At 62.5% G+C, this 14,623-nt stretch carries 13 protein-coding genes and 1 pseudogene; 10 read left to right on the top strand and 4 right to left on the bottom strand.

Annotated features, from left to right (window positions below):
- The first annotated feature begins 315 nt into the window (after positions 1–315).
- The 9 genes and pseudogenes from pqqA to JFT44_RS19280 all read left to right on the top strand — a co-directional run bounded on the left by pqqA (position 316) and on the right by JFT44_RS19280 (position 9,778).
- Positions 316–387 carry a pyrroloquinoline quinone precursor peptide PqqA gene (gene pqqA, locus JFT44_RS19320; protein ID WP_003243383.1) on the top strand — a complete coding sequence of 24 codons (72 nt, stop codon included), beginning with the start codon at positions 316–318 and terminating at the stop codon, positions 385–387.
- Between the two features lie 127 nt (positions 388–514).
- Positions 515–1,678 carry an alcohol dehydrogenase-like regulatory protein ErcA gene (ercA, locus tag JFT44_RS19315; RefSeq protein ID WP_057960071.1) on the top strand — a complete coding sequence of 388 codons (1,164 nt, stop codon included), beginning with the start codon at positions 515–517 and terminating at the stop codon, positions 1,676–1,678.
- Positions 1,662–3,032 carry a hybrid sensor histidine kinase/response regulator gene (locus JFT44_RS19310; protein WP_115128518.1) on the top strand — a complete coding sequence of 457 codons (1,371 nt, stop codon included), beginning with the start codon at positions 1,662–1,664 and terminating at the stop codon, positions 3,030–3,032. The genes ercA and JFT44_RS19310 overlap by 17 nt, the downstream gene beginning before the upstream one ends.
- A 148-nt stretch (positions 3,033–3,180) precedes the next feature.
- Positions 3,181–3,594 (top strand): VOC family protein, encoded by a 414-nt coding sequence (locus tag JFT44_RS19305; RefSeq protein ID WP_057439400.1) that lies wholly within the window; start codon positions 3,181–3,183, stop codon positions 3,592–3,594.
- Between the two features lie 90 nt (positions 3,595–3,684).
- Positions 3,685–3,834, top strand: a pseudogene (locus JFT44_RS19300) (ATP-binding cassette domain-containing protein); the annotation flags it as partial.
- A gap of 75 nt (positions 3,835–3,909) precedes the next feature.
- Positions 3,910–5,196, top strand: coding sequence for an amidase (locus JFT44_RS19295; protein ID WP_198831038.1), 1,287 nt, complete (start codon positions 3,910–3,912; stop codon positions 5,194–5,196).
- A gap of 108 nt (positions 5,197–5,304) precedes the next feature.
- Positions 5,305–6,783 (top strand): DASS family sodium-coupled anion symporter, encoded by a 1,479-nt coding sequence (locus JFT44_RS19290; RefSeq protein WP_198831037.1) that lies wholly within the window; start codon positions 5,305–5,307, stop codon positions 6,781–6,783.
- A 185-nt stretch (positions 6,784–6,968) separates the two neighbouring features.
- Positions 6,969–8,630: an MFS transporter gene (locus JFT44_RS19285; RefSeq protein ID WP_120733519.1), complete on the top strand. Its 1,662-nt coding sequence runs from the start codon at positions 6,969–6,971 to the stop codon at positions 8,628–8,630.
- Positions 8,627–9,778: an HlyD family secretion protein gene (locus tag JFT44_RS19280; protein ID WP_115128515.1), complete on the top strand. Its 1,152-nt coding sequence runs from the start codon at positions 8,627–8,629 to the stop codon at positions 9,776–9,778. The genes JFT44_RS19285 and JFT44_RS19280 overlap by 4 nt, the downstream gene beginning before the upstream one ends.
- 14 nt (positions 9,779–9,792) lie before the next feature.
- Here the strand turns inward: JFT44_RS19280 and copD are convergent, their stop codons facing one another.
- Positions 9,793–10,641 carry a copper homeostasis membrane protein CopD gene (gene copD, locus JFT44_RS19275; RefSeq protein ID WP_169990357.1) on the bottom strand — a complete coding sequence of 283 codons (849 nt, stop codon included), beginning with the start codon at positions 10,639–10,641 and terminating at the stop codon, positions 9,793–9,795.
- Positions 10,642–10,644: 3 nt separating this feature from the next.
- Positions 10,645–11,010 carry a copper homeostasis periplasmic binding protein CopC gene (gene copC / locus JFT44_RS19270; RefSeq protein WP_169990356.1) on the bottom strand — a complete coding sequence of 122 codons (366 nt, stop codon included), beginning with the start codon at positions 11,008–11,010 and terminating at the stop codon, positions 10,645–10,647.
- 115 nt (positions 11,011–11,125) lie between these two features.
- On the opposite strand from copC, the gene JFT44_RS19265 reads away from it, so the two are divergent.
- A complete protein-coding gene (locus JFT44_RS19265) occupies positions 11,126–11,746 on the top strand; it encodes a TetR/AcrR family transcriptional regulator (RefSeq protein ID WP_029298440.1) in 621 nt (206 codons plus the stop codon).
- A 112-nt stretch (positions 11,747–11,858) separates the two neighbouring features.
- Here JFT44_RS19265 and preA read toward each other — a convergent pair whose 3' ends face one another.
- Positions 11,859–13,133, bottom strand: coding sequence for an NAD-dependent dihydropyrimidine dehydrogenase subunit PreA (preA, locus tag JFT44_RS19260; protein ID WP_057441482.1), 1,275 nt, complete (start codon positions 13,131–13,133; stop codon positions 11,859–11,861).
- Positions 13,134–14,501: an NAD(P)-dependent oxidoreductase gene (locus JFT44_RS19255; RefSeq protein ID WP_120734445.1), complete on the bottom strand. Its 1,368-nt coding sequence runs from the start codon at positions 14,499–14,501 to the stop codon at positions 13,134–13,136.
- Between the last annotated feature and the right edge of the window lie 122 nt (positions 14,502–14,623).

The following is a 14,623-nucleotide window of genomic DNA, read 5'->3' as shown; positions in this document are numbered from 1 at the left end:
GGGGGGCCGCCGCGATGGGCCATCCATGGCCCAGCGCGGCTAACCCGGCGTCCTGCCGGGTTACCCCCCAAATCAATATCGGATGACGGCCAGCGTGGTTTAACGGGGCGCCTAAGATCAAAATCACCAGCAAAGCGAGGCGGCCTGACAGCCGACCTGATCGTCGAATCGTGCGCGTACCCCTGTGGGAGATTCTATGTACATCCGAGACTAATGACTGCGGCCGGTTCGTTCGAAAGTAGCATTCGCTCGCCAGCCCACCCATGTATTAATGCCTGTACCGGACTCTCCCGGTATAACAAGAGGAACGCTCCCATGTGGACCAAACCCGCCTACACCGACCTGCGTATCGGCTTTGAAGTGACCATGTATTTCGCCAACCGCTGAAACCATCCCAGGAGCCGGCCTGCCGGCTCCTGCAGGGATAAGGGCTAGCCCATTGGTCTGATTGCATTCGCCAGCGGATGCGTTAGTGTGGCCCGTATCTTCCAAAACAATAAAAACAGGCTTTCCAATGAGCCATAGCCTCAGCCAATTGCGTAAATTCGTCTCCCCAGAAATCATCTTCGGCGCCGGTTCCCGGCACAATGTCGGCAATTACGCCAAGACCTTTGGTGCGCGCAAGGTCCTGGTGGTCAGCGACCCGGGTGTGGTCGCTGCCGGTTGGGTCACGGATGTCGAGGCCAGCCTGCAGGCCCTGGGGATCGAGTACTGCCTGTACACCGCGGTGTCACCCAACCCGCGTGTCGAAGAAGTGATGCAGGGCGCCGAGGTCTACCGCGAGAACCATTGCGATGTGATCGTCGCCGTCGGCGGCGGCAGCCCGATGGATTGCGGCAAGGCCATCGGTATTGTGGTCGCCCATGGGCGCAGCATTCTTGAGTTCGAAGGGGTGGACACCATCCGCGTGCCCAGCCCGCCGCTGATCCTGATCCCGACCACCGCCGGCACCTCGGCCGATGTGTCGCAGTTCGTGATCATTTCCAATCAGCAGGAACGCATGAAGTTTTCCATCGTCAGTAAGGCAGTGGTGCCGGATGTGTCGCTGATCGACCCGGAAACCACCGCCAGCATGGACCCGTTCCTCTCGGCCTGTACCGGGATCGACGCGCTGGTGCATGCCATCGAAGCCTTTGTGTCCACCGGCCACGGCCCACTGACCGACCCCCATGCGCTGGAAGCCATGCGCCTGATCAATGGCAACCTGGTGCAGATGATCGCCAACCCCGGCGATATCGCCCTGCGCGAGAAAATCATGCTCGGCAGCATGCAGGCCGGCCTGGCGTTTTCCAATGCGATCCTCGGCGCGGTGCATGCCATGTCCCACAGCCTGGGCGGCTTTCTCGACTTGCCCCATGGCCTGTGCAACGCGGTGCTGGTGGAGCATGTGGTGGCGTTCAACTACAACTCGGCGCCGGAACGGTTCAAGGTGATTGCCGAGACCTTCGGCATCGACTGCCGGGGCCTCAACCACCGGCAGATCTGCGGGCGGCTGGTGGAGCACCTGATTGCCCTCAAGCACGCCATCGGCTTCCATGAAACTCTCGGCCTGCACGGGGTGCGGGTGGCAGATATTCCGTTTTTGTCGCAACACGCCATGCATGACCCGTGCATCCTGACCAACCCGCGTGAGTCGAGCCAGCGTGACGTCGAGGTCGTCTATGGCGAAGCTCTCTGACGACCAGCAGCGGGCTCTGGCCGGGCTGCTGGGGCTGGGCGATCACTCGGCGCGCAAGAGCCACTACCCGGAGCTGACGGCGCGGCTGGATGAACTGGAAGCCGAGCGCAAACGCTATATCCGCCTCAACGATGAGCTGGAACAACGGGTGGCGGCGCGCACCGATGAGCTGCTCGAAGCCAACCACAACCTGCAACAGCAGATCGCCCGGCGCGAACAGACTGAACAAGACCTGCGCGACGCCCGTGACGCCGCCCAGGCCGCCAATCGCAGCAAGGACAAGTACCTGGCCGCTGCCAGCCATGACCTGCTGCAACCGCTCAACGCGGCGCGGCTGCTGATCTCTACCCTGCGTGAACGCAACCTGCCCAGTGTCGAGCAAGTGCTGGTGGAGCGCACCCATCAGGCTCTGGAAGGGGCCGAGGACCTGCTGACCGACTTGCTGGATATCTCGCGCCTGGACCAGGCAGCGGTCAAGCCGGACGTGGCGCTGTACCGCCTGGATGAGCTGTTTGCGCCGCTGGTGTCGGAGTTCCATTCGGTGGCCCAGGCGGCGGGCCTCAAGCTGCGGGCGCGCACTGCCGGCTACGCGATCCGCACGGACTTGCGCCTGATGACGCGTATTTTGCGCAACTTCCTCAGCAATGCCTGCCGCTACACCGATGAGGGTTGCATCCTGTTGGGCGCGCGGCGACGCGGTGATCGCCTGCGCCTGGAGGTCTGGGACACCGGGCGCGGAATCGCGGCGGACCGGTTGAGCTCGATCTTTTTGGAGTTCAACCAACTCGATGTCGGCCGCGCCGCGGATCGCAAGGGCGTTGGGTTGGGCCTGGCGATTGTCGAGCGTATCGCGCTGATTCTAGGTTACCCGGTGGCAGTACGTTCATGGCCGGGGCGCGGCTCGATGTTCAGCATCGAGGTGCCGTTGAGTGCCGAGGTACCCCTGGCCATCAGTCAGTTGCCGACACAGCCGAGCACTGGTAATCCGTTGCCCGGGCGCCGCCTGCTGGTGATCGATAACGAGCTGAGCATCCTTGAAAGCATGCGCGCGCTGCTCGGGCAGTGGGGCTGCGAGGTGGTGACCGCCACCGACCAGGCCGGTGCCTTGCTGGCGTTGCAGGGCCGGGCGCCGGAGCTGATCCTGGCTGACTATCACCTCGACCATGGGGTGGTGGGGTGTGCGGTGGTCAAGCAGTTGCGCGAGCATTTCGCCCAGAACATTCCCGCCGTGATTATCACTGCGGACCGCACCGACCAGTGCCGCCGCGCCCTGCGCCGCCTGGAAGCACCGTTGCTGAACAAACCGGTCAAGCCAGGTAAGTTGCGGGCGGTGTTGAGCCAGTTACTGGGGTAGGGCAATACTCCCTGCTCTTGTACGGGGCTATCGTTAAAAATTCTTTCGCTCTGAGTAAAAATTACATGCTGTGTGTTTCTGTAAAAGCAGCACAAACTTTGCCTTATTCCACTGTCATTTAAATAGATGGTGCTTTAAGGAGCGCTCCATGCAGTCGATTTTTCATCTGGCCTACCATGTTCGCGATTTGGAAGTTTCACGTCAGTTCTACTGTGACTTGCTGGGTTGCGCACAAGGGCGCAGCACGGATACATGGATGGACGTGAATTTCTTCGGGCATCAATTATCCCTGCACCTGGGTGAGCCCTTTGCCGTCACTGATACCGGCAGGGTCGGCGATCATCTGGTACCGATGCCTCATCTGGGGGTGTTGCTGGAGATGCCGGACTGGCTGGTGTTAAAGGACCGTTTGATCGCGGGCGGGGTGAAGTTTGTCCTCGCCCCTTATCTGCGCTTTGCCGGCGGACCGGGCGAGCAGGCAACCCTGTTCTTCCTGGATCCGGCCGGCAATCCCATCGAGATAAAAGGCTTCTGTGATTTGCAATCGGCGTTCGCTGTTTAACGCATGTTACGCAAACGACGTTAAGTTGATTTAAGTCTTTTGGGCGCGCCAGCCAACGGTAGGACGTGAACTCGTCAAGTTGCTCAATGGCTGCGACGGAACCTGGAGCGCGTGCGTATCCCGAAGCAGGCCCACAAGTTTTCGGGGCAATTGTGGGGCGGCCAGCAACAGCGCGTGGCGATTACCTGTGCCCTGTGCATGAAGCCGAAAATCATGCTGTTCGACGAGCCGACCTCGGCGCCCAATGACTTCTTCGACAACCCGCAGATTTTGCATTGAGCCCTTGGGCAGACAGGCCTGTAACAGAGGAATGCCATGTACCGTTTTGATCATTTGGATGCCTCCACCCTGGCACAGCGGGTCTGTGCGGGTGAGGTGAGCGAAGAGACAGTCGCCGCACACTTCCTTGGGTGTGCCGAGGCTCAGGAGTCGACAATACAGGCCTTTGTTTCGTTCGACCCCGACGCGGTTCGTGCTCAAGCGAGGCAATTGACCGGGACGCGTGCGCGAGGTCTGTTGGCAGGTATTCCGGTGGGGGTCAAAGATAACTACGACACCGTGGATCATCCCACCGGTTTTTACTCGCCGATCTATGAGGACAACCGCCCGTCCCGTGACGCACAGGTTGTCTCGCTGCTGCGCCAGGCGGGGGCGCTGATTATGGGCAAGACCCACACCACCGAATTCGCCTATATGCACACCGGGCCGACGCGCAATCCCCAGGACCTCCGACGCACGCCTGGGAGTTCGAGTGCGGGCTCGGCGGGGGGGCTGGCGGCTGGATTCTTTCCCATCGCCCTGGGTACGCAGACGGCCGGATCATTGATCAAGCCTGCCGCTTACTGTGGGGTGCACGCCTTCAAACCCAGCTATGGGTTGGTCTCGCTTGAGGGGGTCAAGCCACTGGCGCCGAGTTTCGACACGGTCGGCTGGTTTGGGCGTTCGGTGCGTGACCTGAGCCTGATCGCGCAAGTCCTGATCCCGGGGTTCCCGGCGCGCCCCGCGGAAAGCCCGCTACGGTCGTTGGGCTTTTGCCGTACGGCGCGCTGGGATCAGGTGGACAAGGACGTGGCCCTGGCACTGGAAGCCGCTATGGATACGCTGCGTGCGGCAGGGCACCGAGTGAGCGAAGTGGTGTTGCCCGAGGGGTTTGCCAGGGTGTTTGATGACCATCTGTTGATAAACGATTGTGAGGGCGCCCGCTCATTGGCCGCCGAGTTCAATCGGCATCCGGACAAGATGAGCATGGAAATCCTCGATATGTTCGCCCGTGCCGAGCGGACCAGTTGGGAGCAAGAGTCAGCGGCCAAGAGGCGTCTGGCACAGTTGGCGCCGGTGCTGGAGGAGATATTCGAACCGTTTGACGCCGTCCTGGGGGCGAGCTGCGGCATCGTCGCCCCGTTGGGCCTTGGCGCCACTGGGCCGTCGGACTTCATCAAATTCTGGATGGCATTTGGATTGCCGCAAGTGAATATTCCTCTTGTGCGCAAAACTGCAGAGCTGCCGGTAGGGCTGCAAATAATCGGAGGATTTAGAAACGACAGCCTTTTGCTAAGCGTGGCTGAGCAGGTCGATGCCCTGCTGCGGCCGGCTGGCCGATAGAGGGGGGCAGTGCTCACGTGTTGGCCTGGCACGTTGATACCCGTCAACACGGCGTGCGGTGCTTTGCCTCATGCTGTCGGCCTGATTTGAAGGCTGACGGAGAACCCCATGAACGGCCCCGCAACAACCGCTGCATCATTCAAGTTGCCCATGGGCCTGGTGATTGCCGTACTGGTGATGGTCGGCGTGCTGCTGTTGCCGCTGCCCGCCGATTTGCCGATGGCCGGCCAGCGGATGCTGGCGATCCTCGCGTTTGCCGTGGTGGTGTGGATCACCGAAGCGGTGTCCTACGAAGCCAGTGCGATCATGATCACCTCGTTGATGGCCTTTCTGTTGGGCACCGCACCATCCTTGCAGGACCCGACGCACCTGATCGGTTCCAGCCCCGCTATCAGCATGGCGCTCACCGGGTTTGCCAACCCGGCCCTGGCCCTGGTGGCCGGTGCGTTGTTTATCGCCGCCGCCATGACCCACACCGGCCTCGACCGGCGTATCGCCCTGGTGACTCTGACCCGGGTCGGCACCAGCACTCGCGGGATCCTGGTGGGCGCGATTGCGGTGACCATCCTGCTCAGCCTGGTGGTGCCCAGCGCCACCGCCCGCAGCGCCTGCGTGGTGCCGATCATGATGGGGGTGATTGCCGCGTTTGGCGTGGACAAACGCTCGAATATCGCCGCCGGGATCATGATCGTCGTCGCCCAGGGCACCAGTATCTGGAACGTCGGGATCCAGACCGCCGCCGCGCAGAACCTGCTGACGGTCGGTTTTATGGACAAGATGCTCGGCCAGCGCGTGTCGTGGATCGACTGGTTGATCGCCGGGGCGCCGTGGGCGCTGATCATGTCGGCGGTACTGCTGTTTCTGGTACTCAAGTTGCTGCCCCCGGAAAGCAATAGCATTCCCGGTGGCAAGGAAGCGGTGGCGCAGTCCCTGGTGGAGATCGGCCCGATGACCGGGCCGCAGAAGCGCTTGCTGACCGTTTCGGTATTGCTGCTGCTGGCCTGGGCCACGGAAGGGCGCCTGCACAGCTTCGATACCACCTCCACCACCTACGCCGGCCTGGTGTTCCTGCTGCTGCCGGGGATCGGCGTGATGACCTGGAAGGACGTGCAGTCGCGTATCCCCTGGGGCACGGTGATTGTGTTCGGCGTGGGCATCAGCCTGGGTACCGCGTTGCTCACCACCCAGGCCGGGCAATGGCTGGGCGCGCAGGTGGTGGGGCATACCGGCCTGGATCAACTGGGGCCGCTGGGGGTGTTTGCGATCCTGGGCGCATTCCTGATTGTGATTCACCTGGGCTTTGCCAGCGCTACCGCGCTGACCTCGGCGTTGTTGCCGATCCTGATTGCCGTACTGCAAACCCTGCCGGGAGACTTCAGCCGGCTGGGCATGACCATGTTGCTCGGGTTTGTGGTCAGCTACGGTTTTATCCTGCCGATCAACGCCCCGCAGAACATGGTGTGCCTGGGCACCGGCACCTTCACCGCGCGGCAGTTTGCCAAGGTGGGCTTGCTGGTCACGGTGATTGGCTATCTGCTGATGCTGGTGTTTGCCGCCACCTACTGGAGCTGGCTGGGCTGGATCTAAAACCTCCTGTGGGAGCTGGCTCTCACAGGGGGGGGCTCGGCTGGGCACATAATTTGCGCCACATCACAAATCAAATGTGGGAGCAGGCCAGCTCCCACAAAGATGACAAGATGAACCCCGCTCAGGTCTACTAAGCTCTGAGTCAGGGTTTTACCGGCCTCGTGCGTCGGTCATCAAGGTCACGAATGGATAAATACACCCCGCACACCTGGCAACCCCACGAGCGTCCGAGCTTGCCGGGGTCGCCGTCGACGCCCCATCACCCCACGCTCAAACGCTGGGCTTTTGCCCTGGTTGGGGTGCTGGTGGCAATCACCGGCGGCCTGGGCAATGCGCTGGTGATCGCCAATCTGCCGTATCTGCAAGGGGCATTGGGCGCGACCACCGCCGAAATGGCCTGGCTACCCGCCGCCTATGTGATGACCAACGTGTCCATGAACCTGCTGCTGGTGAAGTTCCGCCAGCAGTTCGGCTTGCGCGCGTTTACCGAAGTGTTCCTGGTGCTCTACGCCCTGGTCACCTTTGGCCATCTGTTCGTCAATGACCTCAGTTCGGCAATCGCCGTGCGTGCGGCCCACGGCATGGTGGGCGCGGCCCTCAGTTCCCTGGGGTTGTACTACATGGTCCAGGCGTTCCCGGCGAAGTGGCGGCTCAAGGCTCTGGTGCTGGGCCTGGGTACCGCGCAACTGGCGTTGCCGATGGCGCGGCTGTTTTCCGAAGACTTGCTGCAGATTGCCGAGTGGCGCGGCCTGTACCTGTTTGAGCTGGGCATGGCGCTGACTTGCCTGGGCTGTGTGTTCCTGCTCAAGTTGCCGCCGGGTGATCGCTTCAAGACCTTTGAAAAGCTCGACTTCCTGACCTTTGCTTTGCTCGCCTCGGGCGTGGCATTGCTCTGCGCGGTACTGTCCCTGGGGCGCATCGACTGGTGGCTGGAAGCCCCATGGATCGGCGTGGCCTCGGCCTGTTCCCTGGTGCTGATCATGGCCGGGCTGGCCATCGAACATAACCGCGCCAACCCGCTGCTGATGACCCGCTGGCTGGGCGGCGGGGTGATGATTCGCCTGGCCCTGGCGGTAATCCTGATCCGCATGGTGCTGTCCGAGCAATCCACCGGCGCCGTGGGCTTTTTGCAGGCGCTGAATATGAGCAGCGAGCAGATGCGCACCCTGTACCTGGTGATGCTGTTGGGGGCGATCAGTGGCCTGGTGATCAGCGCGTTGACCATCAACCCGGCACACTTGCTGATGCCCTTGGTGATTTCCCTGGCGCTGATGGCCACGGGCTCGGTGATGGACAGCTTCTCCAGCAACCTGACGCGGCCGCAGAACATGTACCTGAGCCAGTTTCTGCTGGGGTTTGGCGGTACCTTCTTCCTCGGCCCGACCATGGTGCTGGGCATGCGCAATGTGCTGGCCAACCCGCGCAACCTCGTGAGTTTCTCGGTGCTGTTCGGGATCTGCCAGAACCTCGGCGGGCTGTTGGGCGCGGCGTTGCTCGGCACCTTCCAGGTGGTGCGGGAGAAATTTCATTCGAGCATGATTGTCGAACACCTGACCCTGCTGGATCCGCGGGTCGCGGCCCGTGTACAAAGCGGTGGCTCGGCCTACGGCTCGGTGATTGCCGACCCGGAACTGCGCAACCTGATGGGCATTCGCAGCCTGGCCACGGCGGCCACCCGCGAGGCCAATGTTATGGCTTATAACGACGTGTTTATGCTGATCGCGATCATCGCGATCCTCACCATGTTGTGGATCTTTACCCGCAGCCTGTGGCTGATGAGCACCACCAAGAAAGCTGCCGCCAGTGCAGCGCCTTCCGTTCAACCTAGCGGCGCACTTCCTTCATGAGCGAACCTACGGCTACCACCACGACCACCAATGCCATTGCCGCCACCCCGGAGGGCAGCACGCCACCGGGTGCGACGGCCACCGAGCCGCGCTCCCTGGGCGTGCGCATCGTCTCGTCCCTGGGCTTTGCCGCGATTGCCATCGTTGGCGTGTTGATTGTGCTGTACGCCTGGCAATTGCCGCCGTTCAGCAGCGCCGTGGAAACCACCGAAAATGCTCTGGTACGCGGCCAGGTGACGATCATCAGCCCGCAATTGGGCGGTTATGTGTTCGAGGTGCCGGTGCAGGACTTCCAGCACGTCAAGGCCGGGGATTTGCTGGTACGCCTCGACGACCGCATCTACAAGCAGCGCCTGGATCAGGCCCAGGCGCAACTGGCGGTGCAGCAAGCCGCCCTGGCCAACGTGGTGCAACAGCGCAACAGTGCCGAAGCGACCATCAAGCTGCGCCAGGCCGCCCTGGCCGATAGCCAGGCCCAGGCGCGCAAAAGCACCGCCGACCTGCGTCGCAACGAAGAGCTGATCAGCGACGGCTCGGTGTCGCGCCGTGAATTGGACGTGACCCGCGCCGCCAACGCGCAAACCATCGCCGCTGTGGCCCAGGCCCAGGCCAGCCTGGAAATCGCCCGCCAGGACCTGCAGACGGTAATCGTCAATCGCGGCTCCCTGGAAGCGGCGGTGGCCAGTGCCGATGCGGCGGTGGAGCTGGCGCGGATCGACCTGTCGAACACCCGCGTCCTGGCCCCCCGGGACGGTCAACTGGGGCAGATTGGTGTACGTCTGGGGGCCTACGTCAACTCCGGCGCGCAGCTGATGGCACTGGTGCCGAACCAGTTGTGGGTGATCGCCAATATGAAAGAAACCCAGATGGACAACGTGCAGGTGGGCCAGCCGGTAACGTTTACCGTGGATGCCCTGGACCACCGCAAGTTTCATGGCACGGTGCAGCGTATTTCGCCGGCGACGGGGTCTGAGTTCAGCCTGTTGCAGGCCGATAACGCCACCGGCAACTTCGTCAAGATCGCCCAGCGCGTGCCGGTGCGGATCACGGTGGACCCCGATCAGGAGCAAAGCGAACGCCTGCGACCGGGGCTGTCGGTGGTGGTGAGTATCGACACGGCGGGGCGCTTGAAGAACAGTCCGCCTTGAACTGGATGATGCTCCTACAGCATCGGTGGCAGGGTGCCCAATAGGGAAACGGCCGCCACCGCCGCCGCGCCCAACAGCCATTCCAGCAACACGCTGGCCTGCAATTGGCCACGTCGCTGCTGGCAATCCTGGGTCCGTAGCCGGTTCAGCACTGCCAGGCCGAGCATGCCCGCCACCAGCAGCGCCTTGATCAACAGGATCAAGGCAAACCCGCTGAACAGCGGGGTAGGCCAGAATTGCCCGGTGAGCACGCGGATATTGATCAGCCCGGTGACCAGCAAACCCGCCACCAGCCCGTAACCGACGCCACTGAAGCGCTGCAGAATCTCTTCCAGGGGCGTGTGCTGCGTTTGGCGCAGGAGCAGGACCAACAACAGCAACCCACCGAGCCACGCACCGACGCAGAGCAGGTGCACCGCCTGGTTGAGGATCAGCAATTGGCCGCTAAGGCCACTGAGCATGGCGCCATGGCCCACGGGGGCCAGGGTTGCCAGGAGCAGCGTCGTCAGGGGCAGGCGCGCGCGGTTGCAACGTGTCAGCAGGCTCAGCACCAACAGGCCATTCAACAGCAGGTGCACGCTCCAGACCTGGCCGAAAAAAGTCTTGCCCAGCACCAATTGCACCGTTGCAAGGTCCAGCGCCAGCAAGTCGCTGCCGGCCATGCTGGCACTGATCAACAGCAGCCACGCCACGCCGCTGCCCAGGGCCAGCCAGGCCAGTGGCCCGGTGAGGCGCGCCAGTTGCCGGTCCACTGCCGGCTGGGGCTTGGTGCCCAGGAGCAAGGGCCGGAACACACTGGCCCCGAACATCAGCAGCACCGCCATAAAGTGCAGGAAACGGCACAGCACCAGCAGGGTTGCCATGGGTTATTGGCCGACCTTGAAGCTGTAGCTGCCTGCGCTCTTGTGGGTATCGACCGAGATGGCGTGCCACTCGACCTTGTAGGTGCCGGCAGCCAACGGGGCGGCCGGGGTCACCACCAGGGTTTTCTTGTCTTTGTCCGGGGTTTCCAGGCCCTTGACCGCCACTTCGGTGCCGTCCCTGCTCAGGGACACCTTGGTGAACGTGGCTTCGACGCCTTCGGAAAACACCAGGCGCAGGTCGGCGGGGGCCGTGACGGTGCTGTCGGCCGCCGGCGTGGTGCTTTTCAGGTGGGCGTGGGCCAAGGCCGCCTGGGCGCCCAGCAGAGAGGTCAGCAAGGCAACCGTCATCAACGTGTTCTTGATCAACATCGTGCACTACCTATCAAGGGGAGGAGCGGGCAGTGTACGAAGTTTCCACTCAGGCTGTCGCCCCGATCTAGAGCGGATGGTAGTCTTCCAGGCATGTCGTTGTCAGGGAGCCCCTATGGGCAATCACAAGATCGGTATCCGTCGGGTCAACGTCGAAAAGATTCTGCTGGCCGCTGAAAAGGTCTTCGCCGAAAAAGGCTATGGCAGCACCGCCATGGCCGACATTGCCGAACAGGCGCAACTGCCGCGCTCCAACCTGCATTACTACTTCAGCACCAAGAGCGAGTTGTACAGCGCGGTGTTGTTCGACCTGCTGGAAGTGTGGAAGCAGGACGCGCTGTGCTTCGAAATGTTTGATGATCCACGGGTGGTGCTCAGCAGCTACATCCGGGCGAAGATGCAGCACTCGCGCAGCCGCCCCTATGGTTCGAAAGTCTGGGCCAATGAAATCATCCACGGCGCGCCGACCCTCGGCGAAGCGCTGGATGCGAGCCTCTACGATTGGGCCAAGATGAAGGAAGCGAAGATCCGCCAATGGGTGGAAGACAAGCGCATCCTCGCGGTGGAGCCGTCGAGCCTGCTGTATATGATCTGGGCCTCGACCCAGCACTATGCCGACTTCGATCACCAGGTGATGATCCTCAACGACCATCAGGCGCTGTCGGATATGCAGTTCGAGCGGGCGGTGCAGACGGTGACCAGTGTGATTCTGCGGGGGATTGGCTTGGAGCCCTGAGCTTTGGGGAGAGGTTGAGGGCCTCATCGCAGGCAAGCCAGCTCCCACATTGGATTGGATTCACACCATTGAAATGTGGAAGCTGGCTTGCCTGCGATAGCGATTTAAAAGGTTACACCGCCTCCCGATAGGGGTTCCTCGGATCCTGGGTCCAGTTGAGAAACGGCTTGCCAGTGTCCATCGGCACCATCTCGATGCAATCCGCCACCGGGCAGGTGATCTGGCACAGGTTGCAGCCCACGCATTCGTCGTCGATCACTTGGTACACGTGGGTGCCATCGGCCTGCTTGAGGCTGGCAATCGCCTGGTGCGAGGTGTCTTCACAGGCAATATGGCAACGCCCGCAGCCGATGCACGCGGCCTGGTCAATCTTGGCGATGACCTGGTAGTTGATGTCCAGGTACTTCCAGTCCGTGGTGTTGCCCACCGCGCGCCCGGAAAAATCCTGCAGGCTGCTGTAGCCCTGGCTGTCCATCCAACGCGACAAGCCATCCTTCATCTCGTCGACAATCCGAAAACCATGCAGCATCGCCGCCGTGCACACCTGCACTGCACCGCAGCCCAGGGCCACGAATTCTGCGGCATCGCGCCAGTTGCCGATGCCGCCGATCCCACAGATCGGCAGGCCCTGGGTCTGGGGATCGCGGGCAATTTCGGCGACCATGTTCAAGGCAATCGGCTTGACCGCCGAGCCGCAGTAGCCGCCGTGGGTGCTTTGGGTGCCGACGATCGGCAGGGCGACCATGCGTTCCAGGTCGACGCTGGTGATGGAGTTGATGGTATTGATCAGCGACACCGCATCGGCGCCCCCGCGATACGCGGCACGGGCGGCCACGCGAATATCGGTGATGTTGGGCGTGAGCTTGACGATCACCGGCAGCGAACAGTAGGTCTTGCACCAGCGTGTCACCTGTTCCACGTACTCCGGCACCTGGCCCACGGCCGCGCCCATGCCCCGTTCCGGCATGCCGTGGGGGCAGCCGAAGTTCAGTTCGATGCCATCGCAACCGGTGGCTTCTACCAGGGGCAGAATGTTTTTCCATGACTCTTCGACGCACGGCACCATCAACGACACAATCAGTGCGCGGTCCGGCCAGTCCTTTTTCACCTGGGTGATTTCCCGCAGGTTGATCTCCAGGGAGCGGTCGGTAATCAGCTCGATATTGTTGATACCCAGCACTTCGCGGTTGGCGCCAAAGTGCGCCGAATAACGGGACGAGACGTTGACCGCCGCCGGGTCCTCACCCAGGGTTTTCCAGACCACGCCACCCCAGCCGGCCTCAAAGGCGCGGACCACGTTGTAGGCTTTGTCGGTGGGTGGCGCGGAGGCCAGCCAGAACGGGTTGGGGGCTTTGATACCGGCGAAGACAATCGAGAGATCGGCCATTTACGCAGCCTCCACGTTGAGCATGAGTTGAGCGTGCATGGCCTCGGCGGCCAGCTTGCCGTGTTGCACGGCCTGGACGGTGAGGTCTTGCCCGAGGCTGACGCAATCGCCGCCGGCATACACGCCGGGGATGCTGGTTTGCAGCTGCGCATCGACAAAGATCCGTTCACCCTGGCGTTGCAGTTGCTGGGCCAGGGGATCGTGCAAGGCCTGCTCGTCGAAGCCTTGGCCGATGGCCTTGAAGATCGCATCGGCCGCCAGCTCGAAGGTTTCGCCGGTGGTGTGCAGGCGGCCGTTTTCCAGGCGCGTGCGGGCAAAGCGCATACCGCGTACCTGGCCGTGGTCGTCCAGCAGCACGGTGTCGGGTTGGGCCCAGGTCAGCAGGCGGACCTGGTTGGCCTTGGCGATCTCCTGTTCATGGTCGGTGGCGCCCATGTCGGCAAGGCCACGGCGATATACCAGGTTGACGTCCCGCGCGCCCAGGCGAGCCATTTGTACGGCCATGTCGATGGCGGTATTGCCGGCACCGAGCACGATGCAGCGGTCGGCCAGGGGCAGTTGGCTGAGGTCGTCGGCCTGGCGCAGCTCACGGATGTAGTCGGTGGCGGCGAGCAAACCGGGGGCGTCTTCGTGGGGCAGGCCCAGGTGTTTGCTGGCGGCCAGGCCCAGGCCGAGGAAAACCGCGTCGAATTGCTGGTGCAGGTCGCTCAGGCTCAGGTTGTCGCCCAGGCGCTGGCCGTGGCGGATTTCGATGCCGCCGATCTGCAAGAGGAAATCCAGCTCCTGCTGGGCGAAGTCATCCACCAGTTTGTACTTGGCGATCCCGTATTCATTGAGGCCGCCGGCTTTTTCCCGGGCTTCGAAAATCACCACGTCATGCCCATGCAAGGCACTGCGATGGGCACAGGACAGCCCCGCAGGCCCGGCACCGACCACCGCGATGCGCTTGCCGGTAGGGGCGGCGCGCTGGAACGGGTGTTGCTCAAAGTGCGCGTTGTCGATGGCATAGCGTTGCAACAGGCCGATCAGCACCGGGGCGCATTCGTCGCTGTGGTTGCGCACACAGGCCTGCTGGCAGAGGATTTCTGTCGGGCAGACCCGGGCGCAACTGCCGCCGAGGATATTGGCCGAGAGAATCTTCTGCGCCGCGCCCTGGACGTTGTCGGTGTGGATATTGCGAATGAACGAGGGGATGTCGATCTCGCTGGGGCACGCGTTGACGCACGGCGCGTCGTAGCAATACAGGCAGCGCGAGGCTTCCAGGTGGGCCTGGCGGGCATTGAGGGGCGGTGCCAGGTCGGTGAAATGGCTGGCGAGGGTCGCCCCATCTTCGTTGGGGTGGGGGAGGTGGTTCAGGGTCTGGATCACGGTAAGGGCCTCACGGTTTTTTTTGCCTCTGGCGGGCATTGGTTTTTTGTTGTTTGCACTGGCCTCATCGCGGGCAAGCCTGCTCCCACATTTGATCGGGTTCACCTATCAACGGGTGGCAG

The organism is Pseudomonas sp. MF5691 (assembly GCF_016405645.1).
GTDB lineage: Bacteria > Pseudomonadota > Gammaproteobacteria > Pseudomonadales > Pseudomonadaceae > Aquipseudomonas > Aquipseudomonas shahriarae.
The sequence above is the reverse complement of the archived record's forward strand: the minus strand, read 5'-3'. Positions and strand labels throughout refer to the sequence as shown.